This window comes from Pseudomonas sp. FP2309 (assembly GCF_030687575.1).
GTDB lineage: Bacteria > Pseudomonadota > Gammaproteobacteria > Pseudomonadales > Pseudomonadaceae > Aquipseudomonas.
In genome coordinates this window covers 4,359,202-4,382,269 of sequence record NZ_CP117439.1, presented here as the reverse complement: position 1 = coordinate 4,382,269, position 23,068 = coordinate 4,359,202, and the positions used below count along the sequence as shown (strand labels likewise).

At 60.4% G+C, this 23,068-nt stretch carries 23 protein-coding genes; 15 read left to right on the top strand and 8 right to left on the bottom strand.

The window, feature by feature from the left end:
- Positions 1-136: 136 nt before the first annotated feature.
- The 3 genes from PSH59_RS20130 to PSH59_RS20120 all read right to left on the bottom strand — a co-directional run bounded on the left by PSH59_RS20130 (position 137) and on the right by PSH59_RS20120 (position 1,867).
- A complete protein-coding gene (locus PSH59_RS20130; protein ID WP_248080098.1) occupies positions 137-334 on the bottom strand; it encodes a hypothetical protein in 198 nt (65 codons plus the stop codon).
- 156 nt (positions 335-490) lie between these two features.
- Positions 491-1,087 carry a superoxide dismutase gene (locus PSH59_RS20125; RefSeq protein ID WP_003212997.1) on the bottom strand — a complete coding sequence of 199 codons (597 nt, stop codon included), beginning with the start codon at positions 1,085-1,087 and terminating at the stop codon, positions 491-493.
- A gap of 177 nt (positions 1,088-1,264) precedes the next feature.
- Positions 1,265-1,867, bottom strand: a complete 603-nt coding sequence (locus tag PSH59_RS20120) for a LysE/ArgO family amino acid transporter (protein ID WP_248080100.1) — start codon at positions 1,865-1,867, stop codon at positions 1,265-1,267.
- 91 nt (positions 1,868-1,958) lie between these two features.
- On the opposite strand from PSH59_RS20120, the gene PSH59_RS20115 reads away from it, so the two are divergent.
- The 10 genes from PSH59_RS20115 (at position 1,959) to PSH59_RS20070 (ending at position 13,076) form a co-directional block, all read left to right on the top strand.
- Positions 1,959-2,855: a LysR family transcriptional regulator ArgP gene (locus tag PSH59_RS20115; protein ID WP_248080102.1), complete on the top strand. Its 897-nt coding sequence runs from the start codon at positions 1,959-1,961 to the stop codon at positions 2,853-2,855.
- A 105-nt stretch (positions 2,856-2,960) separates the two neighbouring features.
- A complete protein-coding gene (locus tag PSH59_RS20110; protein ID WP_248080104.1) occupies positions 2,961-3,959 on the top strand; it encodes an NAD(P)-dependent oxidoreductase in 999 nt (332 codons plus the stop codon).
- Positions 3,960-4,086: 127 nt separating this feature from the next.
- Positions 4,087-4,932 carry an ATPase gene (locus PSH59_RS20105; protein WP_248080106.1) on the top strand — a complete coding sequence of 282 codons (846 nt, stop codon included), beginning with the start codon at positions 4,087-4,089 and terminating at the stop codon, positions 4,930-4,932.
- A 117-nt stretch (positions 4,933-5,049) separates the two neighbouring features.
- Positions 5,050-6,309 carry an AGE family epimerase/isomerase gene (locus PSH59_RS20100; protein ID WP_305393519.1) on the top strand — a complete coding sequence of 420 codons (1,260 nt, stop codon included), beginning with the start codon at positions 5,050-5,052 and terminating at the stop codon, positions 6,307-6,309.
- A gap of 104 nt (positions 6,310-6,413) precedes the next feature.
- Positions 6,414-7,700 (top strand): ABC transporter substrate-binding protein, encoded by a 1,287-nt coding sequence (locus PSH59_RS20095; RefSeq protein WP_248080110.1) that lies wholly within the window; start codon positions 6,414-6,416, stop codon positions 7,698-7,700.
- 87 nt (positions 7,701-7,787) lie between these two features.
- Positions 7,788-8,696: a carbohydrate ABC transporter permease gene (locus PSH59_RS20090; RefSeq protein WP_003175732.1), complete on the top strand. Its 909-nt coding sequence runs from the start codon at positions 7,788-7,790 to the stop codon at positions 8,694-8,696.
- Entirely contained in the window at positions 8,689-9,534 is an 846-nt protein-coding gene (locus tag PSH59_RS20085) for a carbohydrate ABC transporter permease (RefSeq protein ID WP_305393518.1), read from the top strand. The genes PSH59_RS20090 and PSH59_RS20085 overlap by 8 nt, the downstream gene beginning before the upstream one ends.
- A 2-nt stretch (positions 9,535-9,536) precedes the next feature.
- Entirely contained in the window at positions 9,537-10,697 is a 1,161-nt protein-coding gene (locus PSH59_RS20080) for an ABC transporter ATP-binding protein (RefSeq protein WP_305393517.1), read from the top strand.
- Between the two features lie 85 nt (positions 10,698-10,782).
- Entirely contained in the window at positions 10,783-12,129 is a 1,347-nt protein-coding gene (locus PSH59_RS20075; protein WP_248080114.1) for a carbohydrate porin, read from the top strand.
- Positions 12,130-12,230: 101 nt separating this feature from the next.
- Positions 12,231-13,076, top strand: a complete 846-nt coding sequence (locus tag PSH59_RS20070; RefSeq protein WP_248080116.1) for a D-hexose-6-phosphate mutarotase — start codon at positions 12,231-12,233, stop codon at positions 13,074-13,076.
- 126 nt (positions 13,077-13,202) lie between these two features.
- Here PSH59_RS20070 and PSH59_RS20065 read toward each other — a convergent pair whose 3' ends face one another.
- Positions 13,203-14,063: a MurR/RpiR family transcriptional regulator gene (locus tag PSH59_RS20065; RefSeq protein WP_169851198.1), complete on the bottom strand. Its 861-nt coding sequence runs from the start codon at positions 14,061-14,063 to the stop codon at positions 13,203-13,205.
- 219 nt (positions 14,064-14,282) lie between these two features.
- On the opposite strand from PSH59_RS20065, the gene zwf reads away from it, so the two are divergent.
- Genes zwf through PSH59_RS20050 form a run of 3 tightly spaced genes read left to right on the top strand, consistent with a single transcriptional unit; the run spans position 14,283 to position 17,132 of the window.
- Positions 14,283-15,749: a glucose-6-phosphate dehydrogenase gene (zwf, locus tag PSH59_RS20060; RefSeq protein WP_248080118.1), complete on the top strand. Its 1,467-nt coding sequence runs from the start codon at positions 14,283-14,285 to the stop codon at positions 15,747-15,749.
- Entirely contained in the window at positions 15,736-16,449 is a 714-nt protein-coding gene (gene pgl, locus PSH59_RS20055; protein WP_248080120.1) for a 6-phosphogluconolactonase, read from the top strand. Before zwf ends, pgl begins: the two co-directional genes overlap by 14 nt.
- 17 nt (positions 16,450-16,466) lie before the next feature.
- Positions 16,467-17,132 carry a bifunctional 4-hydroxy-2-oxoglutarate aldolase/2-dehydro-3-deoxy-phosphogluconate aldolase gene (locus tag PSH59_RS20050; RefSeq protein ID WP_069076884.1) on the top strand — a complete coding sequence of 222 codons (666 nt, stop codon included), beginning with the start codon at positions 16,467-16,469 and terminating at the stop codon, positions 17,130-17,132.
- A 113-nt stretch (positions 17,133-17,245) separates the two neighbouring features.
- Here PSH59_RS20050 and PSH59_RS20045 read toward each other — a convergent pair whose 3' ends face one another.
- Together PSH59_RS20045 and PSH59_RS20040 are read right to left on the bottom strand one after the other, a co-directional pair.
- Positions 17,246-18,421, bottom strand: coding sequence for an aminotransferase class V-fold PLP-dependent enzyme (locus PSH59_RS20045; RefSeq protein WP_305393516.1), 1,176 nt, complete (start codon positions 18,419-18,421; stop codon positions 17,246-17,248).
- Between the two features lie 14 nt (positions 18,422-18,435).
- Positions 18,436-18,672, bottom strand: a complete 237-nt coding sequence (locus tag PSH59_RS20040; protein WP_248080125.1) for a DUF3820 family protein — start codon at positions 18,670-18,672, stop codon at positions 18,436-18,438.
- 209 nt (positions 18,673-18,881) lie between these two features.
- On the opposite strand from PSH59_RS20040, the gene PSH59_RS20035 reads away from it, so the two are divergent.
- Positions 18,882-19,349 carry a PA2169 family four-helix-bundle protein gene (locus PSH59_RS20035; RefSeq protein WP_248080127.1) on the top strand — a complete coding sequence of 156 codons (468 nt, stop codon included), beginning with the start codon at positions 18,882-18,884 and terminating at the stop codon, positions 19,347-19,349.
- Positions 19,350-19,484: 135 nt separating this feature from the next.
- Here the strand turns inward: PSH59_RS20035 and PSH59_RS20030 are convergent, their stop codons facing one another.
- Together PSH59_RS20030 and PSH59_RS20025 are read right to left on the bottom strand one after the other, a co-directional pair.
- Positions 19,485-19,955: a MaoC family dehydratase gene (locus PSH59_RS20030; RefSeq protein WP_003175719.1), complete on the bottom strand. Its 471-nt coding sequence runs from the start codon at positions 19,953-19,955 to the stop codon at positions 19,485-19,487.
- 69 nt (positions 19,956-20,024) lie between these two features.
- Positions 20,025-20,969: an alpha/beta hydrolase gene (locus PSH59_RS20025; RefSeq protein ID WP_248080129.1), complete on the bottom strand. Its 945-nt coding sequence runs from the start codon at positions 20,967-20,969 to the stop codon at positions 20,025-20,027.
- A gap of 210 nt (positions 20,970-21,179) precedes the next feature.
- Between PSH59_RS20025 and fadD2 the strand changes: the two genes are divergently transcribed.
- Entirely contained in the window at positions 21,180-22,868 is a 1,689-nt protein-coding gene (gene fadD2 / locus PSH59_RS20020; RefSeq protein ID WP_305393515.1) for a long-chain-fatty-acid--CoA ligase FadD2, read from the top strand.
- Positions 22,869-23,068: the final 200 nt, after the last annotated feature.

Sequence of the window (23,068 nt, the reverse complement as noted above, 5' to 3'; positions counted from 1 at the left end):
CATGAGTATTGGCAATCTGATGGCGGCCGTCAAAGGAACATTGGGGCGTGAGCGGCGGGAAGCGGGCGAATGAAGGCGGGGCAGGAAGAGGGCGGATAAAATCCGCCGCTCTCTGGTACGGCACGCGACGGTTTTATCAGTTGAAATTGATCTGAACAGCGTTGCTCTGGTGCGTATCTGCGCCGATTTTGCCTTGGTCCTGGCTTGCGTTCGCGCTTTTTGCGTCTACCAGCTTTCCGAGCAAATCCATGCCTTTGCCCAGCAAATCCATGCCTTGACCGACGATTGGCATCACTGATGACACCGCCGACATACCCATCGATAACGGATCCATTGCACACTCTCCTGCCTGAAATGAGAGAGGTATTTCTCTCGTTGTCTGAGTGGCGAATTCGTTTCGGTGAGTTCCACACTTCCCGCATGGCGTTCCTTTTTAAGCGTCCACAAAAAAGCCCGGCGATCGCCGGGCTCTCTCTACTGCAAGGGTTGCTTAGGCAGTGAAGGTCTTGCCTTCGAACTGCTCAGCCACGAACTTCCAGTTGACCAGGTTCCAGAACGCTTCCACATACTTCGGACGCACGTTGCGGTAGTCGATGTAGTAAGCGTGTTCCCACACGTCGCAGGTCAGCAGCGGGGTGTCGCCGCTGGTCAGCGGGTTGCCGGCGCCGATGGTGCTGGCCAGGGCCAGGGAACCGTCAGCCTTTTTCACCAGCCAGCCCCAACCGGAACCGAAGGTGCCGACGGACGTCTTGGTGAATTCTTCCTTGAACTTGTCGAACGAACCGAACGCAGCGTTGATGGCTTCAGCCAGCGCGCCGGTAGGTTGGCCGCCGGCGTTTGGCGCCAGGCAGTTCCAGTAGAACGTGTGGTTCCAGACCTGAGCGGCGTTGTTGAAGATGCCGCCCGAAGAAGACTTGACGATTTCTTCCAGGGTCTTGCCTTCGAACTCGGTGCCTGGCACCAGGTTGTTCAGGTTCACGACATAGGTGTTGTGGTGCTTGTCGTGGTGGTACTCCAGGGTTTCCTTGGAGATGTGCGGCTGCAGGGCATCGTGTGCGTAGGGCAGCGGCGGCAATTCGAAAGCCATGATAATTCTCCTAATCAGGTCAGTTGCGGTGAGCGCAAGGCCGATCACGGGCGGCCAAACAAGCGCCGGGGAGTTTGTACTCTTTGCGGCGCAGGGGCAGGATCATAGCACCGGGGGTGCGGCAAAACCACGCAACAACTGTGTGGGATAGAGGTTCCAGAGCCTTTTGGAATAACTTCACGATGCGCTTATTAATTGATAGGCCACGCTGAACATCATCACTGCCACCAGCAGGTCCAGCAGGCGCCAGGTCGCCGGGCGTGCCAGCCACGGCGCGAGCCATGCCGCGCCGAGCGCCAGGGTGGCGAACCACAGAAATGACGCGCTGGCGGCACCGGCCACGTAGGCGCCGGGTTCGGTCTGTTGCGCCCCCAGCGAGCCGATCAGCAGCACGGTATCCAAGTAAACGTGGGGATTGAGCAGGGTTACCGCCAGGGCGCTGAGCAATACCGCGCGCAAGGAGCGGCTCTTGAGGCTGTCGCCCTGGTCCAGGCTCTGTTTCGAGCAGGCCCTGCGCAACGCACACGCGCCATACCACAACAGGAACGCGGCGCCGCCCCAACGCGCGACCGCCAGTAATATCGGACTCTGCGCCAGCACGGTCGCCAGGCCGAATACCCCGGCCGCCACCAACAACGCATCGCAGACCACACACAGCGCCGCCACCGGCAGGTGGTGTTCACGGCGCAGGCTCTGGGCCAGGACGAAGGCGTTTTGCGTGCCGATCGCCATGATCAGCCCCAGGGCCACCAGCAGTCCGTTCATATAGCTTTGCCACATAGGTAAAGTTCCTCTCAACGATGCTGGTCATTCTCGGGCTCGACGCGGTATAAGAAAAACCAATATTGCTGATCGCTCATTAGAGAAACTGATGTTCGACTATAAATTGCTTTCCGCCCTGGCGGCGGTGGTGGAACAGGCCGGCTTCGAACGTGGCGCCCAGGTGCTGGGGCTGTCACAGTCGGCGATCTCCCAACGCATCAAACTGCTCGAGGCACGCATCGGCCAGCCGGTGCTGGTGCGGGCCACACCGCCGACGCCCACCGATATCGGCCGGCGCCTGCTTAACCACGTGCAGCAGGTGCGGTTGCTGGAGCGCGACCTGCAAGGCCAGGTGCCGGCGCTGGACGAAGAAGGCATGCCCGAACGTCTGCGCATCGCGTTGAATGCCGACAGCCTGGCGACATGGTGGGCCGAGGCCGTCAGCGATTTTTGTGCCGAGCAGCATTTGCTGCTCGACCTGGTGGTTGAGGACCAGACCGTAGGTCTCAAGCGCATGCGCGCCGGCGAAGTGGCCGCCTGCATCTGCGCCAGCGAACGCCCGGTGGCCGGGGCGCGCAGCCTGTTGCTCGGCGCCATGCGCTACCGTGCGCTGGCCAGCCCGGCGTTTATTGCCCGGCACTTCCCCCAGGGCGTGCGTGCCGACCAACTGGCGCGCACGCCGGCGCTGGTGTTTGGCCCCGATGATTTCCTGCAGCACCGTTACCTGGCCTCCCTGGGGGTGGAGGGAGGTTTCGAGCATCACCTGTGCCCGTCGTCTGAAGGTTTTATCCGTCTGACAGAAGCCGGGCTTGGGTGGGGGCTGGTGCCCGAACTGCAGGTGCGCGATCAGCTTGAAAAAGGTGTGCTGGTGGAGTTGCTGCCAGATAAGCCGATCGATGTGCCGTTGTACTGGCATCATTGGCGCAATGGCGGACAACTGTTGGGCTTGTTGACTGACCATCTGGCCCAGGTGTGCGGTCAGTGGTTGGTGCCCTATCAGCCGTGACGGGCGTCAAGCTGCAGCCTGCAAGCGAAAAGCTTGCGCACCGTTTTTAACTTGCAGCTTGCAGCTTGAAGTTTGGCGCTCGCAACTGCATCCGTAGGAGGCTCCATGAAAATTCTGGTCACCGGCGCAAGCGGCTTCATCGGCGGGCGCTTTGCGCGTTTCGCCCTGGAGCAGGGCTTGGACGTGCGGGTCAACGGGCGTCGCGCCGAAGGCGTGGAGCACTTGGTCAGGCGCGGTGCCGAGTTTATCCCGGGCGATCTGAATGATGCCGACCTGGTGCGTGACCTGTGCCGCGACGTTGAAGCCGTGGTGCACTGCGCCGGCGCCGTCGGGCTGTGGGGGCGTTACCAGGACTTCTACCAGGGCAACGTGCAGCTTACCGAAAACGTGGTTGAGGCCTGCTTGAAGCAGCACGTCGGGCGACTGGTGCACCTGTCCTCGCCGTCGATCTACTTCGATGGCCGCGATCATTTGGGCCTGACCGAAGAGCAAGTGCCCAAGCGCTTCAAGCACCCCTATGCCGCCACCAAATACCTGGCCGAGCAAAAGGTATTCGGCGCCCAGGAGTTCGGTCTTGAAGTGCTGGCCCTGCGCCCGCGGTTCGTCACCGGTGCCGGCGATACGAGCATCTTCCCGCGCCTGCTTAACATGCAGCGCAAGAACCGCCTGGCGATCGTCGGTGACGGCCTGAACAAGGTCGACTTCACCAGCATCCACAATCTTAACGAAGCGCTGCTCAGCAGTTTGCTGGCCCCCGGCTCTGCGTTGGGCAGGGCCTACAACATCAGCAACGGCACGCCGGTGCCGGTGTGGGATGTGGTGAACTACGTGATGCGCCAAATGCAGTTGCCTCAGGTGACCCGTTATCGGTCCTACGGTTTGTCCTACAGCGTGGCGGCGCTGAACGAAGCATGCTGTGCGCTGTGGCCCGGACGACCGGAGCCCGCGCTCTCGCGCCTGGGCATGCAAGTGATGAACAAAGATTTCACCCTCGACATCAGCCGGGCCAGGCATTATCTGGATTACGCGCCCAAGGTCAGCCTATGGGCCGCCCTCGACGAGTTCTGCAGTTGGTGGAAAGCCCAGGATCCGGGGGGCAACTAAGGTCACACCAGGCAACACATCGGGAACCGAATTCAGGGTTCCCGGTCGATCAGTGCGTCGGGGCAGCGGTTTATACTCCCGTCGCTCGGCGTTCCCGCCAGCCACTTCAGCGATTCAGGGTTGATTCATGCGTAACGATGCTAACGACGACTTCGACAACGTTCCCAGCCTGCGGGCCGATCTCGGGGATGACGATGATTTCGAACCTTCACCGGCCACCTCGGTGCGTTCGCGCACCACGCCCGTGGTCAAGGTCAAGGGCGCCAGCACCGGCCCGTTGTGGGCGCTGATCGGCGCACTGCTGATCGCCTTTGCCGGTTTGGCCTGGTGGAGCTTCCAGCAGATCTCATTGATGGGCCAGCAATTGGTCGCCACCCAGGAAAGCTTCGCGCGCATCAGCGAAGAAGCGGCGGGGCGCCTGCAGGACATTTCCGGCAAGGTCGTCGCCAGCGAGGCCAGCGTAAACAATGGCAGCGAGGCGCTGAAACTGCAGATCAAGCAACTGGAAAGCCAACTGCTGGAGCAGGGCAAGCAGCAGCTCGGGGTAGCCGGCCAGGCCACAGAGCTGGATAAACGTTTGGCGCAAATGACCGCCAGCACCACGGAACTCTCCACCGCCAACAGCAAGCTGCAAGGCCAGGTACAAGCCTTGACCGATGCCGTTGCCAGCCTCAAGGCGGCGCAAGGCGACGGCGGTAAGCGCGATACCGAGATCAAGGAATTGGCTGCCGACGTGGCCGCCCTGAAAAAACAAGGTAACCCGAGCGCTGCGATTGCCCGCCTTGAGCAGGACCTTGTCGTTCTCAAAAGCGCCCAGGACAGCCAGCCGGCCAACAGCGATGCGCCGACCAACAAAGAGTTTGACGTGTTCCGCATCCAGACCACCCGCAATATCACCACCTTGCAGAGCCAGGTACAAAACCTGCAGCAGCAGCTCAATACGTCCGCCAAGAGCCCGACGCCCGGTCAGTAACGCGTGCCCTGGAGAAATGTCACCGCCCGGTGACATTTCCGATCCCCTTCGTTACATGCCCCGCGCACGCCCTTGTTTAGACTCCGGTCATCCCACAAAAAACAATAAGGGCCACCCATGACCACGCCTCCACTGCCTGCCAGCAGTTGGCTGAACGCGCCTGCCCATTACGCCTGGCTCGCCGCCGAAGGCCAGCGCCTGCTGTCATTCGCCAAGGCCTCCCGTATGCCTGACGGTTTTGGCAACCTGGATGACAAGGGCCATCTCCCGGCCGATGCCCACGCCGAAACCATGAACACCGCACGCATGACCCACAGCTTCGCCATGGCCCATGCCATGGGGTTGCCGGGGTATGCCGCATTGGTCGAACACGGTGTTGCGGCTCTCAGCGGGCCTCTGCGCGACACTGAGCACGGTGGCTGGTTTTCCACGCCTCGTGCGCTGGATGGCAACACCGGCAAAGCCGCCTACCTGCATGCCTTCGTCGCCCTGGCCGCCAGCTCTGCCGTGGTCGCGGGTGCGCCCGGTGCGCACACCTTGCTCAATGACGCCGTCCATATCATCGACCAGTTCTTTTGGAGCGAGGAGGAGGGCGTGATGCTCGAGTCCTTTGCCAGGGACTGGAGCGGCGTTGAAGCCTATCGCGGTGCCAACAGCAACATGCACGCCACCGAAGCCTTTTTGGCCCTGGCGGATGTCACCGGTGACACCCGCTGGCTGGACCGTGCGCTGCGCATTGTCGAGCGGGTGATTCACAGCCATGCCGCCGCCCATCAATTCATGGTCATTGAGCATTTCGATACCCAGTGGCAACCCTTGCTCGATTACAACGCAGACAACCCCGCCGACGGCTTCCGCCCTTACGGCATCACCCCCGGCCACGGCTTTGAATGGGCGCGACTGGTGCTGCACCTGGAGGCCGCGCGCCTGCAAGCCGGGCTGGTCACGCCGGACTGGCTGCTGAGCGACGCCAAAGGTCTGTTCGCCAGTGCCTGCGAATACGCCTGGGCCGTGGATGGTGCGCCCGGCATTGTCTATACGCTGGACTGGAACCACCGCCCGGTAGTGCGCGAGCGATTGCACTGGACCCACGCCGAAGCGAGCGCGGCGGCCCAGGCTTTGCTCAAACGTACCGGAGAGTTGCATTACGAAACCTGGTACCGGCGGTTCTGGGAGTTCTGCGACAGCCATTTCATCGACCGGCTCAATGGCAGCTGGCACCACGAACTCAGCCCGCATAACCAGCCCAGCAGCAGCATCTGGGGTGGCAAGCCGGACCTGTACCATGCCTGGCAAGCGGTGGTGCTGCCTGCACTGCCTCTGGCGCCGAGTATGGCCAGCGCGTTAGGCGCTGGGCGTTATGTCACTAACTGGTGACATTTGGGCATCCCTTTGTTACCTGCACTTGAAATATCCATGTTTAAACTCCGTGCAGCGCAAGCTCCAGACTTGCATGCATAACAACAAGAAAAGGTATTCAGATGAACGCGATTAATCGCCTCGCCGTAGCTATTTCCGTTGCCTCGTTGTTTCCCCTCAGTGCATTTGCCGCCGACTCCAAAGGTACGGTTGAAGTTGTGCATTGGTGGACCTCGGGTGGCGAAAAAGCGGCTGTAGATGTCCTGAAGGCCCAAGTCGAAAAAGACGGCTTCACCTGGAAGGACGGTGCTGTCGCAGGTGGCGGTGGCGCCACGGCCATGACCGTGCTGAAAAGCCGCGCGGTGGCAGGCAACCCGCCAGGCGTCGCCCAGATCAAAGGCCCCGACATCCAGGAATGGGCGTCTACCGGTCTGCTCGACACCGACGTCCTGAAAGACGTGGCCAAACAGGAAAAGTGGGACTCGCTGCTCGACAAGAAAGTCTCCGACACCGTGAAGTACGACGGTGACTACGTGGCCGTGCCGGTGAACATCCACCGCGTCAACTGGCTGTGGATCAACCCGGAAGTCTTCAAGAAAGCCGGCATCACCAAAAACCCTACCACCCTCGAAGAATTCTATGCCGCCGGCGACAAGCTGAAGGCCGCAGGTTTCATCCCGCTCGCCCACGGTGGCCAACCTTGGCAGGACAGCACGGTCTTCGAAGCCGTTGTTCTGTCGGTGATGGGTGCCGACGGCTACAAGAAAGCCCTGGTCGACCTGGACAACGGCGCACTGACCGGTCCGGAAATGGTCAAGGCCCTCACCGAGCTTAAGAAAGTCGCGACCTACATGGACGTCGACGGTAAAGGCCAGGACTGGAACCTGGAAGCGGGCAAGGTCATCAACGGCAAGGCCGGCATGCAGATCATGGGTGACTGGGCCAAGTCCGAGTGGACTGCCGCCAAGAAAGTCGCGGGCAAGGATTACGAGTGCGTAGCCTTCCCGGGCACCGAAAAAGCCTTCACCTACAACATCGACTCCCTGGCGGTGTTCAAGCAGAAAGACAAAGGCACTGCTGCCGGCCAGCAGGACATCGCCAAAGTCGTACTGGGTGAAAACTTCCAGAAAGTCTTCAGCATCAATAAGGGCTCGATCCCTGTGCGCAACGACATGCTGACCAAAATGGAGTCGTACGGTTTCGACTCCTGCGCCCAGACCGCCGCCAAGGACTTCCTGACAGACGCCAAGACCGGCGGCCTGCAGCCAAGCATGGCGCACAACATGGCTACCACTTTGGCGGTGCAAGGTGCGTTCTTTGATGTCGTGACCAACTACATCAACGACCCGAAAGCCGACCCGGCCGACACCGCCAAGAAACTCGGCGCTGCGATCAAGTCGGCTAAGTAAATAAGCTACAAGCTGCAAGCTACAAGTGGGCGCGGTTGTCTTCGCTTGTAGCTTGCAGTCGCCCTTATTCTTTCAGTGGATTTTCCCATGAGTTCTGTTGCTGTGTTCAGCAAAGCCTCGCCGTTCGATGCGCTGCAGCGCTGGCTCCCCAAACTGGTGCTGGCGCCCAGCATGTTCATCGTGTTGGTGGGTTTCTACGGCTACATCCTGTGGACGTTTGTACTGTCGTTCACCACGTCTACGTTCCTGCCGAGCTACAAATGGGCGGGTCTTGCGCAATACGAGCGGTTGTTCGACAACGATCGCTGGTGGGTGGCGAGCAAGAACCTGGCGCTGTTTGGCGGGATGTTCATTGGCATTACCCTCGTTATCGGCGTGACGCTGGCGATTTTCCTCGACCAGAAAATCCGTCGCGAAGGCTTTATCCGCACCATTTACCTGTACCCGATGGCGCTCTCGATGATCGTCACCGGTACCGCCTGGAAATGGCTGCTTAACCCGGGCATGGGCCTGGACAAACTCCTGCGTGACTGGGGCTGGGAAGGCTTTCGCCTGGATTGGCTGATCGACCCGGACCGCGTGGTCTACTGCCTGGTGATCGCCGCCGTGTGGCAAGCCTCCGGTTTCATCATGGCCATGTTCCTGGCCGGCCTGCGTGGCGTTGATCAATCGATCATCCGTGCCGCGCAGATCGACGGTGCGAGCCTGCCGCGCATTTACTGGAGCGTGGTGCTGCCAAGCCTGCGTCCGGTGTTCTTCAGTGCGGTGATGATTCTGGCGCACATTGCGATCAAGAGCTTCGACCTGGTGGCGGCCATGACCGCCGGCGGCCCCGGCTACTCGTCCGACCTGCCGGCGATGTTCATGTACTCGTTCACCTTCAGCCGTGGCCAGATGGGCATGGGCTCGGCCAGTGCAATCCTGATGCTCGGTGCGATCCTCGCGATCATCGTGCCTTACCTCTACTCCGAGCTGAGGACCAAACGTAATGACTAGTCTCGCTTCCAAACCCCCCATCAGCCTGAGCCGCATCGCGATCTACGCGGTGCTGATCCTCGCGGTGCTGCTGTACCTGGTGCCGCTGGTGGTGATGCTGCTCACCAGCTTCAAAACCCCGGAAGACATCAGCACCGGCAACCTGTTGAGCTGGCCCACCGTGGTCAGCGGCATCGGCTGGGTCAAGGCGTGGGCGACGGTGGATGGCTACTTCTGGAACTCGATCAAGATTACCGTTCCGGCGGTACTGATCTCCACGGCCATTGGCGCATTGAACGGCTATGTGCTGTCGTTCTGGCGTTTTCGTGGCTCGCAGCTGTTCTTCGGCCTGCTGTTGTTCGGCTGCTTCCTGCCGTTCCAGACCGTGCTGCTGCCGGCGTCGTTCACCCTTGGCAAGATGGGCCTGGCCAGTACCACCACCGGCCTGGTGTTTGTGCACGTGGTCTACGGCCTGGCGTTCACCACGCTGTTCTTCCGTAACTACTACGTGAGCATTCCCGATGCGCTGATCAAGGCTGCCCGCCTGGACGGTGCCGGCTTTTTCACCATCTTCCGTCAGATCATTCTGCCGATGTCCACCCCGATCATCATGGTCTGCCTGATCTGGCAGTTCACGCAGATCTGGAACGACTTCCTGTTCGGTGTGGTGTTCTCCAGTGGCGACTCCCAGCCCATCACCGTGGCGCTGAACAACCTGGTCAACACCAGCACCGGGGCCAAGGAATATAACGTTGATATGGCGGCGGCGATGATCGCCGGGCTGCCGACCCTGCTGGTCTATGTGATCGCAGGCAAGTATTTCGTGCGCGGCCTCACGGCCGGCGCGGTCAAGGGGTAATCATGGCTACGCTTGAACTTCGCAATGTAAACAAGACCTATGGCGCGGGCTTGCCCGACACCTTGAAGAACATCGAACTGTCGATCAAGGAAGGCGAATTCCTGATCCTGGTCGGCCCTTCGGGTTGCGGCAAGTCCACCCTGATGAACTGCATCGCCGGTCTGGAGACCATCACCGGCGGCGCGATCATGATCGGTGACCAGGATGTCAGTGGCATGAGCCCCAAGGATCGCGACATCGCCATGGTGTTTCAGTCTTACGCGCTGTACCCGACCATGAGCGTGCGCGAGAACATCGAATTCGGCCTCAAGATTCGCAAAATGCCTCAAGCCGACATCGACGCCGAAGTGGCGCGCGTGGCCAAGTTGCTGCAGATCGAACACCTGCTCAATCGCAAGCCGGGCCAGCTCTCCGGCGGCCAGCAGCAGCGCGTGGCCATGGGCCGTGCCCTGGCACGTCGGCCGAAGATCTACCTGTTCGACGAACCGCTGTCCAACCTCGACGCCAAGCTGCGCGTCGAGATGCGCACCGAAATGAAACTGATGCATCAGCGCCTGAAAACCACCACCGTCTACGTCACCCACGACCAGATCGAAGCGATGACCCTGGGCGACAAAGTGGCGGTGATGAAGGACGGCATCATCCAGCAGTTCGGCACGCCAAAAGACATCTACAACAATCCCGCCAACCAGTTCGTGGCGAGCTTTATCGGCTCGCCGCCGATGAACTTCGTGCCCCTGCGCCTGCAGCGCAAGGACGGTCGCCTGGTGGCCCTGCTGGACAGCGGCCAGGCCCGTTGTGAGCTGACGCTGAACGTGACCGATGCCGGCCTTGAAGACCGCGACGTGATCCTGGGCCTGCGCCCGGAGCAAATCATGCTGGCGGTGGGCGAGGGCGACAGTGCGTCGAGCATTCGTGCTGAAGTCCAGGTGACCGAGCCGACCGGCCCGGACACCCTGGTGTTTGTGCAACTCAATGACACCAAGGTCTGCTGCCGCCTGGCGCCCGATGTGGCCCCTCAGGTGGGTGAGACCCTGACCCTGCAATTCGATCCGGCGAAGGTGCTGCTGTTTGACGCCAACACCGGTGAGCGCCTGGGCACGGCAGCGTCACTGCCGACGCACGGGCATGCCGATAACGTGGCCCAGTTCACGGGTCGCTGAGCACGTTAACCTGTTGTTTTAGTTAAAAAATGTAACCCGCGTTAGATAAAAACAGTTTAATAACAATAAAGACGAGGATGTAGGGATGAAAAAGCAACACAACAACACCCGGCTGATCTGCCAACTGTCAGCTGCAGCCGTTCTGGTTTTGTCCGCCAATGCGATGGCGGACGAGGCTTTCAGCGCCGACTCCAAATGGATGACCGGTGATTGGGGTGGTGAACGTACCAAGCTGATCGAGCAAGGTATCGACATCAAGGCGGACTACGTTGGGGAAATGGGCGCCAACCTGCACGGCGGCTACAACGACGACAAAACCGGGCGTTACTCCGACCAGTTCGGTCTGGGCGTGGCACTGGATCTGCAAAAGCTGTGGGGCTGGGATAACACTCAGGCCAAGATCCAGTTGACCAACCGTAATGGCCAGAACATTTCCAACGACCGTATTGGCGACCCGCGTGCCGGCACGCTCAGCTCGTCGATGGAAGTCTACGGCCGTGGCCACATGGTGCGTCTGACCCAGTTCTGGATCCAGCACCAGATGTTCGACAACAAGCTGGATGTGAAACTCGGTTACTTCGGTGAAGGCGAAGATTTCAACACCTTCCCATGCGACTTCCAGAACCTGTCGTTCTGCGGTTCCCAAGTGGGTAACTACGTCAGCACCTGGTACAACTGGCCGGTCAGCCAGGCGGCAATCCGCGTGAAGTACCACATCACGCCTGAACTGTATGCGCAGATCGGTGCTTACAACCAGAACCCATCGCAGCTCGAGCACGGCAACGGCTTCAAGCTCAGCGGCAGCGGCACCAAGGGCACCGTGATCCCGGTGGAATTGGTCTGGTCGCCGAAGGTGAACAACCTGCCGGGCGAATACCGCGTGGGTTACTACAAGAGCGCCGCCGATGCCAGCGACGTGCGTGAAGACGTCAACGGTAACGATGCCGCTACCACGGGCGCCAACTACCGCACCCGCAGCAGTAAGAAAGGCTACTGGTTCGTTGCCCAACAACAACTCACGACGCACAACGGCGACGCTTCGCGCGGCTTGAATATTGCGGCCAACGCCACCTTCCACGACAAGGAAACCAACCTGGTCGACAACTACCAGTCGATCATGCTGGTGTACAAAGGCCCATTCGATGCGCGTCCAAAAGACGACGTCGGCATTGGCGCGGCGCGTTTGCACGTCAACGATGACGTGAAGAAAAACTCGGAACTGCTCAACGCTGCCAACGGCGTGAGCGATTACGACAACCCGCTGTACACGCCGATTCGCGAGACCGAATACAACTTCGAAATCAACTACGGCTTCCACGTCACCAACTGGTTGACCGTGCGTCCTAACCTGCAATACGTCGTGCAACCGGGCGGCGTGGATAAAGTCGACAACGCGCTGGTGGCGGGTCTGAAAATTCAGTCGACCTTCTAACGCTTTGCGATAAGCTCCTTCTCTCTGTGCGCATTTGCGGGTAGCCATGGCTATCCGCTTTTTTTTGAGCAGCACTGCGATGAATTTCAGGACCGTGGCACATGCATGAGCATCCGCTGCAACGCTTTTTCAAATCCTTGCGCGAGCGTCCGGTGTTCGCCTGGGAACGCTTTCAGCTGCGCGACGTGTTGGTGATTGACCATCCGCTGTGCCAGGCGGTGTTCAGCCGTCAGGGCGCGCAACTGTTGCATTTTCAACCCCGTGGCCAGAAACCCTGGCTGTGGTGCGCGGCCAAGTGGCCTCAGGTCGGTGCCATCCGTGGCGGCGTGCCGGTGTGCTGGCCGTGGTATGGCCGTCACCCGAGCGAGAACGCGTGGCCATCCCACGGTTGGGCACGGTTGATCGACTGGAAGCTGCTCGACACCCGCACCGACGACGACGGCGTGCGCCTGCACTGGCAATTGCAGCTGTGCGACTGGCAGGTGGACCTGCACGCGCACCTGGGCGACACCCTGGAGCTGCGCTTGAGCACCGAGCACCAGGACGAGTTGCCGTGCCAGTTGAGCCATGCTTTGCACGCTTACTGGCGTATTGGTCACGTCGACGAGATAGCGCTGTCTGGGCTTGATGGCGCTCAAGGTTACGACCAGCTCAATCGCCAGGTCTGCCAGCAGGAAGGCGAGTTACGGGTGGAGGGTGGGTGCCAGCGGGTGTTTCAGCATGAGGGTGAGTTGCACCTCAAGGACCACGCCTGGCAGCGCGAACTGTGCATCGACACTGGCGACAGCGCTGACACCGTGGTGTGGCATCCGGGCAGCCGGCCGCTGCTGGGGGTGAGCTTCAACGAGGCGTCGGGGTTTGTGTGCGTGGAGTCGGCGGTGGCCGGCGCCCGTTTGGCGCCGGGGGAGAGAGCACACCTGAGTCTGCAGGCCCGTGCTGGGCTTTAGCGGTGTGGCTGGTGGGCTCTTTGCGAGCAAGCCCGCCCAATTCGCGCGTATTTCAAGGTCGAAATCGGTCAAACGTGGCGCAGGGCTCGCTCGCGAAGGGTTGGAACTGACGGCAAAGATTGCGGCTTAGTTGAACTCATCCCCCACCGGATACCGACTGTCATTCAAGCTCTCTTTGATCTTGCGCAAATGCGGCTGGAAATCCACGCCACGGCGCAAGGTCATGCCGGTCGCCAGCACGTCCAGCACGGTCAACTGGATGATCCGCGAGGTCATCGGCATATAGATGTCGGTGTCTTCGGGCAGCGGAATGTTCAGGCTCACCGTACTGGCCTTGGCCAGTGGCGAGTTCTCGGCGGTGACGCCGAGCACTGAGGCGCCGTTTTCCCGCGCGATACGCGCCACTTCCACCAACTCACGGGTACGCCCGGTGTAGGAAATAATCACGAACAGCTCGCCCGTATGGGCCACCGACGCGATCATGCGCTGCATCAGCACATCGGCGTGGGCCGTGACCGAGAGGTTAAAGCGGAAGAACTTGTGCAGTGCATCCATGGCCACCGGGGCTGACGCACCGAGGCCGAAGAAATGGATCTGGCGCGCCTGGATCAGCAGGTCTACGGCCTTGCTGATCAGGTTGGGATCCAGTGCCTGGCAAGCGCTGTCCAGGGACGCGATCGCGCTGCCAAAGATCTTCTGGGTATAGGCCTCGGGGTTATCATCGGCCTCCACGGCGCGGCTGACATACGCCGCGCCGCTGGCCAGGCTTTGCGCCAACTGCAATTTAAGTTCAGGGTAACCGCTGACGCCGAACGAACGGCAGAAACGGTTGACCGTCGGTTCACTGACCGAGGCGGCTTGGGCGAGGGCGGCGATAGAGAAGCGGGTCGCCTGCTGCGGGTTGAGCAGGATGACCTCGGCGACTTTTTTCTCGGCCTTGTTCAATTCTTCGAGGCGGTTCCGGATCTGTTCCAGAAGATTTCGCACGCGGTCCATTCAGTCTTTCCTTCGGGCGACGATGCAAATAAAGGGCGGCAGCCAATCGACGAGTGGCTTTTCGCGGTGGCCTATCCTACTGAGGGTAGCTGAACACCACCACTCGGAATGCGTATTTCCGGAAAATGTTGTGGTTATTACTACATTTTTCCTTGAGTGATGCCTTGAAAAAAGGTATTTGTAGCTTAACTTGATAAAAGAACAAACATCATGCCTTCGATAACCGTAGAACCCTGCACCTTTGCCCTGTTTGGCGCCTTGGGTGATCTGGCGCTGCGCAAGTTATTTCCTGCCCTCTATCAACTCGATGGCGCCGGGCTGCTGCACGACGACACGCGCATCCTGGCCCTGGCCCGTGAAGCCGGCTCCGAGCAACAGCACCTGGCGCACATCGAAAAAGAGCTGCGTAAGTACGTCGGCAAGGAACTGGACGAAACCATCGTCCTGCGCTTCCTGGCGCGGCTGACCTACGTGCATGTCGACTTCATGAAAGCTGACGACTACGTGGCCCTGGCGGAAATCGCCGGCACCGCGCAGACCCTGATCGCGTACTTCGCCACGCCCGCAGCGGTGTATGGCGCGATCTGCGAAAACCTGTCCAAGGTTGGCCTGGCGGAAAACACCCGCGTGGTGCTGGAAAAACCCATCGGCTCGGACCTGGAATCCTCGCGCAAGGTCAACGACGCCGTAGCGCAGTTTTTCCCGGAAAACCGCACGTACCGTATCGACCACTACCTGGGCAAAGAAACTGTCCAGAACCTGATCGCCCTGCGTTTTGCCAACAGCCTGTTCGAAACCCAGTGGAACCAGAACTACATCTCCCACGTGGAAATCACCGTGGCCGAGCAGGTCGGTATCGAAGGCCGTTGGGGTTACTTCGACAAGGCCGGCCAACTGCGCGACATGATCCAGAACCACCTGCTGCAGCTGCTTTGCCTGATCGCCATGGACCCGCCGGCCGACTTGTCCGCCGACAGTATCCGCGACGAGAAGGTCAAGGTGCTCAAGGCCCTGGCGCCCATCAGTCCGGACGGCCTGACCACCCAAGTGGTACGTGGCCAGTACATCGCCGGCTACAGCGCCGGCAAAGCGGTACCGGGTTACCTGGAGGAAGAAAACTCCAATACTCAGAGCGACACCGAAACCTTCGTCGCATTGCGGGCCGATATCCGTAACTGGCGTTGGGCCGGGGTGCCGTTCTACCTACGCACCGGCAAGCGCATGCCGCAAAAACTGTCGCAGATCGTTATCCACTTCAAAGAACCGTCCCACTACATCTTCGCCCCCGAGCAGCGCTTGCAGATCAGCAACAAACTGATCATCCGCCTGCAACCGGACGAAGGTATTTCTTTGCGTGTGATGACCAAGGAGCAGGGCCTGGACAAAGGCATGCAACTGCGCAGCGGCCCGCTGCAACTGAATTTTTCCGACACCTATCGCAGCGCACGCATCCCGGATGCCTACGAGCGTCTGCTGTTGGAAGTGATGCGCGGCAATCAGAACCTGTTTGTTCGCAAAGATGAAATCGAAGCCGCGTGGAAGTGGTGTGACCAGTTGATCGCCGGGTGGAAAAAATCCGGTGATGCGCCCAAGCCGTATGCGGCGGGGTCCTGGGGGCCGATGAGCTCCATTGCACTGATCACGCGGGATGGGAGGTCGTGGTATGGCGATATCTGAATTGAAACTGCCTCAGGGCGTAACGGCCCATGAGTACCGCACGCCGGCATTGTTGGCCGAAGGCCTGGCCAACGATGTGGCCGAGCAACTGCGCGCGGCCATCAGTGCCCGTGGCGAAGCGACCCTGGTGGTGTCCGGTGGCCGCAGCCCCGTGGCGTTTTTCCAGCACCTGGCCAAGCAAGGCCTGGACTGGTCCAACGTCACCGTCACCCTGGCCGATGAGCGCTGGGTGCCGGTAGAGCATGCCGACAGCAATGCCGGTTTGTTGAAGCAGCACCTGTTGCAAGGCCCGGCTGCCAAGGCCAAATTTTTGAGCCTGTACAGCGCCACGGCAACCCTTGAAGACGCTGCAGAGCAGGCCGATCGCCTGCTCGCCGAATTGCCGGCCATTGATGTGCTGGTATTGGGCATGGGCGATGACGGCCACACCGCATCGCTGTTCCCCGACAGCCCGAATCTGGCGCACGCCCTGCAGGCCGACGGTACCCGCCGTTGCTGGCCGATGCTGGCGCCGACCGTGCCGCACCAGCGCCTGACCATGAGTCGCGCGTTGCTGGCCACGGCCAACTACACCGTGCTGTCGATTTCCGGCAGTGCCAAATTGACGACCTTGAGCGCCGCCCTGGCCAGTGACGACGTTGCTGCCATGCCGATTCGCGCGTTTTTGCAACCTACATTAGAGATTTACTGGTGCCCATGAGCCAAGGATCAGCCGCTATGAAAAGCCCTCAACCGACCGTTTCCATGGCGGACAAAGTTGCCCTGATCGACAGCCTCTGCGCCAAGGCGCGGATCCTGCCGGTGATCACTATCGCTCGCGAACAGGACATCTTGCCGCTGGCCGATGCCCTGGCGGCCGGTGGTTTGACCGCCTTGGAAGTGACCCTGCGTTCCGAGTTCGGCCTCAAGGCCATTCAGGTGCTGCGCGAACAGCGCCCTGAACTGTGCACCGGCGCCGGCACCGTGCTCGATCGTCACATGCTCGAAGCGGCCGAGGTGGCGGGCTCGCAGTTCATCGTCACCCCCGGCATTACCCGCGACCTGCTGGAAGCCTCGGTGCACAGCCCGATCCCGTTGCTGCCGGGTATCAGCAATGCCTCTGGCATCATGGAAGGCTATGGCCTGGGTTACCGCCGCTTCAAGTTGTTCCCGGCCGAAGTCAGCGGCGGCGTGGCGGCGATCAAGGCCCTGGGCGGCCCGTTCGGCGAGGTGAAATTCTGCCCCACCGGCGGCGTCGGCCCGGCCAACATCAAAAGCTACATGGCGTTGAAAAACGTGATGTGCGTGGGCGGTAGCTGGATGCTCGACCCTGAGTGGGTCAAGAACGGCGACTGGGCGCGTATCCAGGAAGTCACCGCCGAGGCGCTGGCGTTGCTGGATTGATCTGATTTACCGAATCGTTGTTGCCGTGCTTGACGGCATTTTTGCGGTGCACTTGGTCGGTGTACCGCATTTTTTTGCCTGCCAAAAACCGCGGGGCGCCCGCTCATCGATGGCTAGCCCGCATTGAGTCGCCCAATCGCATTGGCCAAGGCATTGATCTGCAATGCCGACGTGACCAACCCCGGCGTCACCCGAATACAGGTACCAAACGCTGCCCCCGTTCGGGTGGTCACAAACAGGTCGTGCTCCTTGAGCAAGCGATCCACCATCAGCTCCTGATCGCGCCCAATGAACTTGAAGGCGGTGATCCCGCAATACAGTCGCGGGTCATCCGACGTCAGCACCTCAATGCCTGCGAGAGGCCGCACCTGGCCCACCCATAAATCCCGCAGGTAGTTCACCCGCGCACCCTTGGCCGCCGCGCCGCCCAAGGCCCGATGTTCCTCAAATACCAATGGCAGGGTCATCAGCGCTGGAAAGTTCGGTGTGCTGTAGGAGGTGCGAGCGCGTACATCCGTGATGGGGTAGTGAAACTCGCCCATGTCCGGGTCGATATCGGCCAGGCGCTCCGGGGCGATGTACATAAAGCCCAGGGTCAGTGGCGCGCCGATCCATTTGTGCAGGTTGAAGCCTGCGAACTCAATACCCAGCGCGGCCAGGTTGAAATCGATCTGGCCCAGGGCGTGGGCGCCGTCGAGGATCACGTCGATGCCATGCTCGCGGGCGTGCCTGGCAACCTCGGCAACGGGCATTACCAGGCCGGTGCGGTGGGTGACGTGGGTCAGCGCCATCAGCTTTAAACGTGGGTGCCGGGCGAAGGCATCGTGATAGGTCTGCACCAGGCTGTCGACATTCGCCGGATGCACGTGGCACACCTCGATCACCTCAACACCACGAACCCCGGCCAACCATCGCATGGCGCCTTTGACCGTGTCGTATTCCAGGTCGCTGATCAGTATCTGATCACCCGGTTGCAGGCGGTTGTAGTTGCGGATCAGCGATTGCAGGGCTTCGGTGGCGTTGCGGGTGAAGGCGACCGCCTGTGGATCTACGTCGATCAGTTCGGCCAATTGCCGGCGGATCTCGACGTTCTGGCCTCGCTCGAAGCGCTGGCGCACGTGCACCGAGTTGCTGCGATTGATAAACGCGACGTGCTCCAGGTACTGCGCCTCTACGTCACGGCTCATGCGTCCGAAGTAGCCGTTTTCCAGATTGATCGGACCTGGCTCCAGGGCATAGCGCCCGGCGATGGCCTGCCAGTGACGTTCGTTGTCTGCATTCCTTGGCATGGCGGGGCTCTCAATTAATGGCGAGGGGCGGGTTTGCCGTGTTTCGCGCGCAGCGGCTCGAGCAGTTCGCAGAGCCCGTTGTGGTCGATTTCCTGCATCAAGGCCAGCAAACCACCGAGTTCACCGTGGGGGAAACCTTCGCGGGCAAACCAGTTCAGGTAAGGCCCCGGCAGGTCGGCGATGATCCGGCCTTTGTATTTGCCGAAGGGCATCTGGCGGGTGATCAGCAGTTCCAGTTTTTCGGGGTTCATGGGCTTTCAGCGGCGAGAGTAGAGACTTGGGAAAATACAGGCATTCTGCATGAAGGCCAAATGACAGATCATGCAAATAACGTCGATACAGATGGTTCAATAATTTTTAAGTTATTGATATTTAAAATAAAAGTACTTTTTCAAAACCTGGCACGGGCGCTGCAATCATTAAGACAACCCTTTGTTTAACCTGCCTAAGGAATTGGAAAATGACTGATATCAACAAAGAATCGATCTCTGTACTCAACGACCTGATCGAGACCAGCATTGACGGCCAGAAAGGCTTCAAGGAATGCGCCGAAGACATCAAGCATCCAGAGCTCAAGGCGCTGTTCGCCAAGCGCTCCGCTGATTGCGCCACCGCCGCCGCCGAGCTGAAGACCGCTGTGCGTGCCCTGGGTGGTGATCCGGAAGATTCCGGTAGCGTGGCTGGCGCGCTGCACCGTGGCTGGGTCGACGTGAAGTCGATGGTCACCGGTAAAGACGAAGAGGCTGTGTTGAACGAAGCCGAGCGCGGTGAAGACCACGCACTCAAGGCTTATAAAGACGCGATCGAGAAGATCAACAAGCACAACCTGCTGGGCATTCGTGACCTGGTTGAGCGTCAGTACCACGGCGTACAGCGCAACCACGACCAGGTAAAAGCCCTGCGTAACCAGGCTCGCGCTCAGTCGTAAGCCCTGTGCTGTAAATGCGCTAAGAAAAGTGGGAGGGGGTTTGCTCCCGATGGCGGTAGATCAGTCCATATCCGGTGACTGACAAGACGCTATCGGGGGCAAGCCCCCTCCCACATTTGTTGTGTGGCGCTTGAATCAGCCGATGCTGATCGGCGGCAGCTCGGTCAAGGTCACGACCTGCTGTTTGCGCGGCGCAAGGATTTCCGCCTCGCCGTCCACCACCAGCTCATCACGCTGGTTGAACACACGGGTGGCAATGCGTACACGAAACTTCGGCAGTTTCTCAAGGATCTCCAGGCGTACGGTCAGGGTGTCGCCGATCTTGACGGGCTTCTGGAAGCTCATCTGCTGGCCAATATAGATAGTTCCCGGCCCAGGCAGCTCGCAGGCTACCGCTGCGCTGATCAAGGCGCCGCTGAACATGCCATGGGCGATCCGCTCCTTGAACATGGTCGCTTTAGCGTATTCGGCATCCAGGTGCACCGGGTTGTGGTCGCCGGACATCGCGGCGAACAGCTGGATATCGCGCTCTTCAACCGTTTTGCTGTAGCTGGCGGTCTGGCCGACTTCGAGGGCTTCGTACGGGGTGTTGGTTACCTGGGTCATCTAAAGGTGCATCCTGTGGCTAATCGGTAAGTATCGGCCGATTTTAAACGGCTGATTTTAAAATAAAATTTATTCGCAGCGGGCCGGCCTGCGCAAGGTCAGGGCCTGGTCGAGCCATGCCAGCAGATCTGCGGTCACTTCATCGCGGTTGGTTTCGTTGAACACTTCATGACGCGCCTGCGGGTAAATGTTCAATTGCAAATGCCGGCTACCGGCCGCACGCAGTGCGTTGGCCAGGCTGGTGAGACGCTTGCCCTCACTCACCGGATCACATTCGCCGCCCATTACCAGGATCGGCAGGCCCGGATCGATCTGGGCGAGATTGGACGCTTTGCTGATTTGCTGCAAGCCGCCGAGCAGGTCGACCCACAGCTGGTTAGTGCAGCGGAAACCGCAGAGCGGGTCGTTGATGTACTTGTCGACTTCAACCGGGTCACGGCTGAGCCAGTCGAATGCCGTGCGGTTGGGCTTGAAGGCTTTATTGAACGAGCCGAACGACAGGAACTCGATCAGCGCACTGCGGCCGCGCAACCCCTGGCGCAAGCGCTCGGCACGGGCGATCACTCTAGCGGCGCGGTACAACGCCACCGGCTGGAAATTCGAGCCGCTGAGAACCGCGCCATGCAGGCTGGCACTGTGGTGCAATAGGTAGGCCTGCGCTATGTAGCTGCCCATGCTGTGGCCCAGCAGAATGATCGGCAGCCCCGGATGCTGCTGGCCGATGTGCTGGTTGAGGCTGGCGAGGTCGCCCACCACTTTGTTCCAGCCATCCTTTTCGGCGTACAACCCCAGCGTGCCTTCATCGGCGGTGCGCCCGTGGCCGCGCTGGTCCGCTGCGTACACGCCGTAGCCTGCGCCGCACAAGGCCTCGGCCAACCGCCCATAGCGCCCGCTGTGCTCGGCCATGCCATGGGACAGCATGACCACCGCAAGTGCCGGCCCGTCAGGCATCCATTGATTGACGTACAGGCGGCTGTGGTCATTCGCGGTCAGCCAGAAGGTGCTGTGGTTCATGGCGCTTCCTTTCTTCAGGGTCTGCTCGGGTCGTTGCAGTGTATAGCTGATCTGCCGCAGGGCGCGGTATCTGCCTACGCGTCAGGTGCAAGATTCATACAATCAATGACACGATTGAGTGTATTTGCCTGTTTGGCCATAGCTGCTAACGTCCCCAAAGCTCCGCTTTCTATAAGCGGCCGGACACACTCAGGTAAGAGGACAAGAATAATGCAACCTGAATTCTGGAATGACAAACGCGCGGCGGGCGTTCCCAGCGACATCGACCTCTCAGCCTATAAATCGGTGATCGAAGTTTTCGAGCGTTCCTGCAAGGCCTTTGCCGACCGTCCGGCATTCAGCAACATGGGCGTTACCCTGACCTACGCCGAGCTTGAGCGTCAGAGCGCGGCGTTCGCCGGCTACCTGCAACAGCACACCGACCTCAAGCCCGGCGAGCGCATCGCGGTGCAGATGCCCAATGTGCTGCATTACCCCATCGCGGTGTTCGGCGCCCTGCGCGCCGGGCTGATTGTGGTCAACACTAACCCGCTGTACACCCCGCGCGAGATGCGCCATCAATTCAAGGACGCCGGTGTGCGTGCGCTGGTCTACCTCAACCTGTTCGGTTCGCGGGTGCAGGAAGTGTGCACAGATACCGAGATCGACTACCTGATCGAAGCCAGGATGGGCGACTTCATGCCCGCCGCCAAAGGCTGGCTGGTCAACACATTGGTCGACAAGGTCAAAAAGATGGTCCCGGCCTATCACCTGCCGCGTGCGGTGTCGTTCAAGCGCGCGCTGCGCCTGGGCGCGGGCCTTGGCCTGACCCGCCACCCGGTGACCCTGGATGACATCGCCGTACTGCAATACACCGGCGGCACCACCGGCCTGGCCAAGGGCGCGATGCTCACCCATGGCAACTTGGTGGCTAACATGCAGCAGGTGCGCGCCTGCATGTCGCAGACCGGCGACGACGGCCACCCGTTGATCAAGGAAGGGCAGGAGGTGATGATCGCGCCGCTGCCGCTGTACCACATCTATGCCTTCACCGCGAACTGCATGTGCATGATGGTCTCGGGCAACCACAACGTGCTCATCACCAACCCACGGGACATCGGCGGGTTTATCAAAGAGCTGAAAAAGTGGCGCTTTACCGGGCTGCTGGGGCTCAACACGCTGTTTGTGGCACTGATGGATCACCCCGACTTCAAGAGCCTGGATTTCTCCCACCTCAAACTCACCAACTCCGGCGGCACCGCGCTGATCAAGGCCACGGCCGAGCGCTGGCAGCAACTTACCGGCTGCGCGATCGGCGAGGGCTACGGCCTGACGGAAACCTCGCCGGTGGCCAGCACCAATCCCTATGGCGACAAATCCCGCCTCGGCACCGTGGGCATCCCCGTGCCGGCGACGGCGATGAAGGTGATCGATGATCAAGGCGTCGAGCTGCCCCTGGGCGAGCGCGGCGAGTTGTGCATCAAGGGCCCGCAGGTGATGAAAGGCTACTGGCAGCAGCCGGCCGCCACCGCGGAGGCCCTGGACGCCGAGGGCTGGCTCAAGACCGGTGACATCGCGATGATCGATGAGGATGGCTTCGTACGTATCGTCGATCGCAAGAAAGACCTGATCATCGTTTCAGGTTTCAACGTGTACCCCAACGAGATCGAAGACGTGGTGATGGCGCACCCGGCCGTCGCCAACTGCGCAGTGATCGGCGTGCCGGACGAGCGCACGGGCGAGGCCGTGAAGCTGTTTGTGGTGGCGCGCGCCGAAGGGGTCAGCCTTGAGGAGTTGAAGAGCTACTGCAAGGCCAACTTCACGGGGTACAAGGTGCCCAAGCAGATCGTGCTGCGCGATTCGTTGCCGATGACGCCGGTCGGCAAGATCCTGCGGCGTGAGTTGCGCGACATGGCGTGATATTGAATTAAAAAGCAATCAAAAATCTGGGAGCGGGCGTGCTCGCGAATGCGCGGTATCAGTCGACATGTTCAGTGACTGAATACGCTGTATTCGCGGGCACACTCGCTCCCACATCTGGTTCAGGTGTGCTGAAAGCCTTATTCCAGAGCCTTTTACTGCGGTATTTGAGCGTCGTTTAAAGTGTGACCAGATATTGT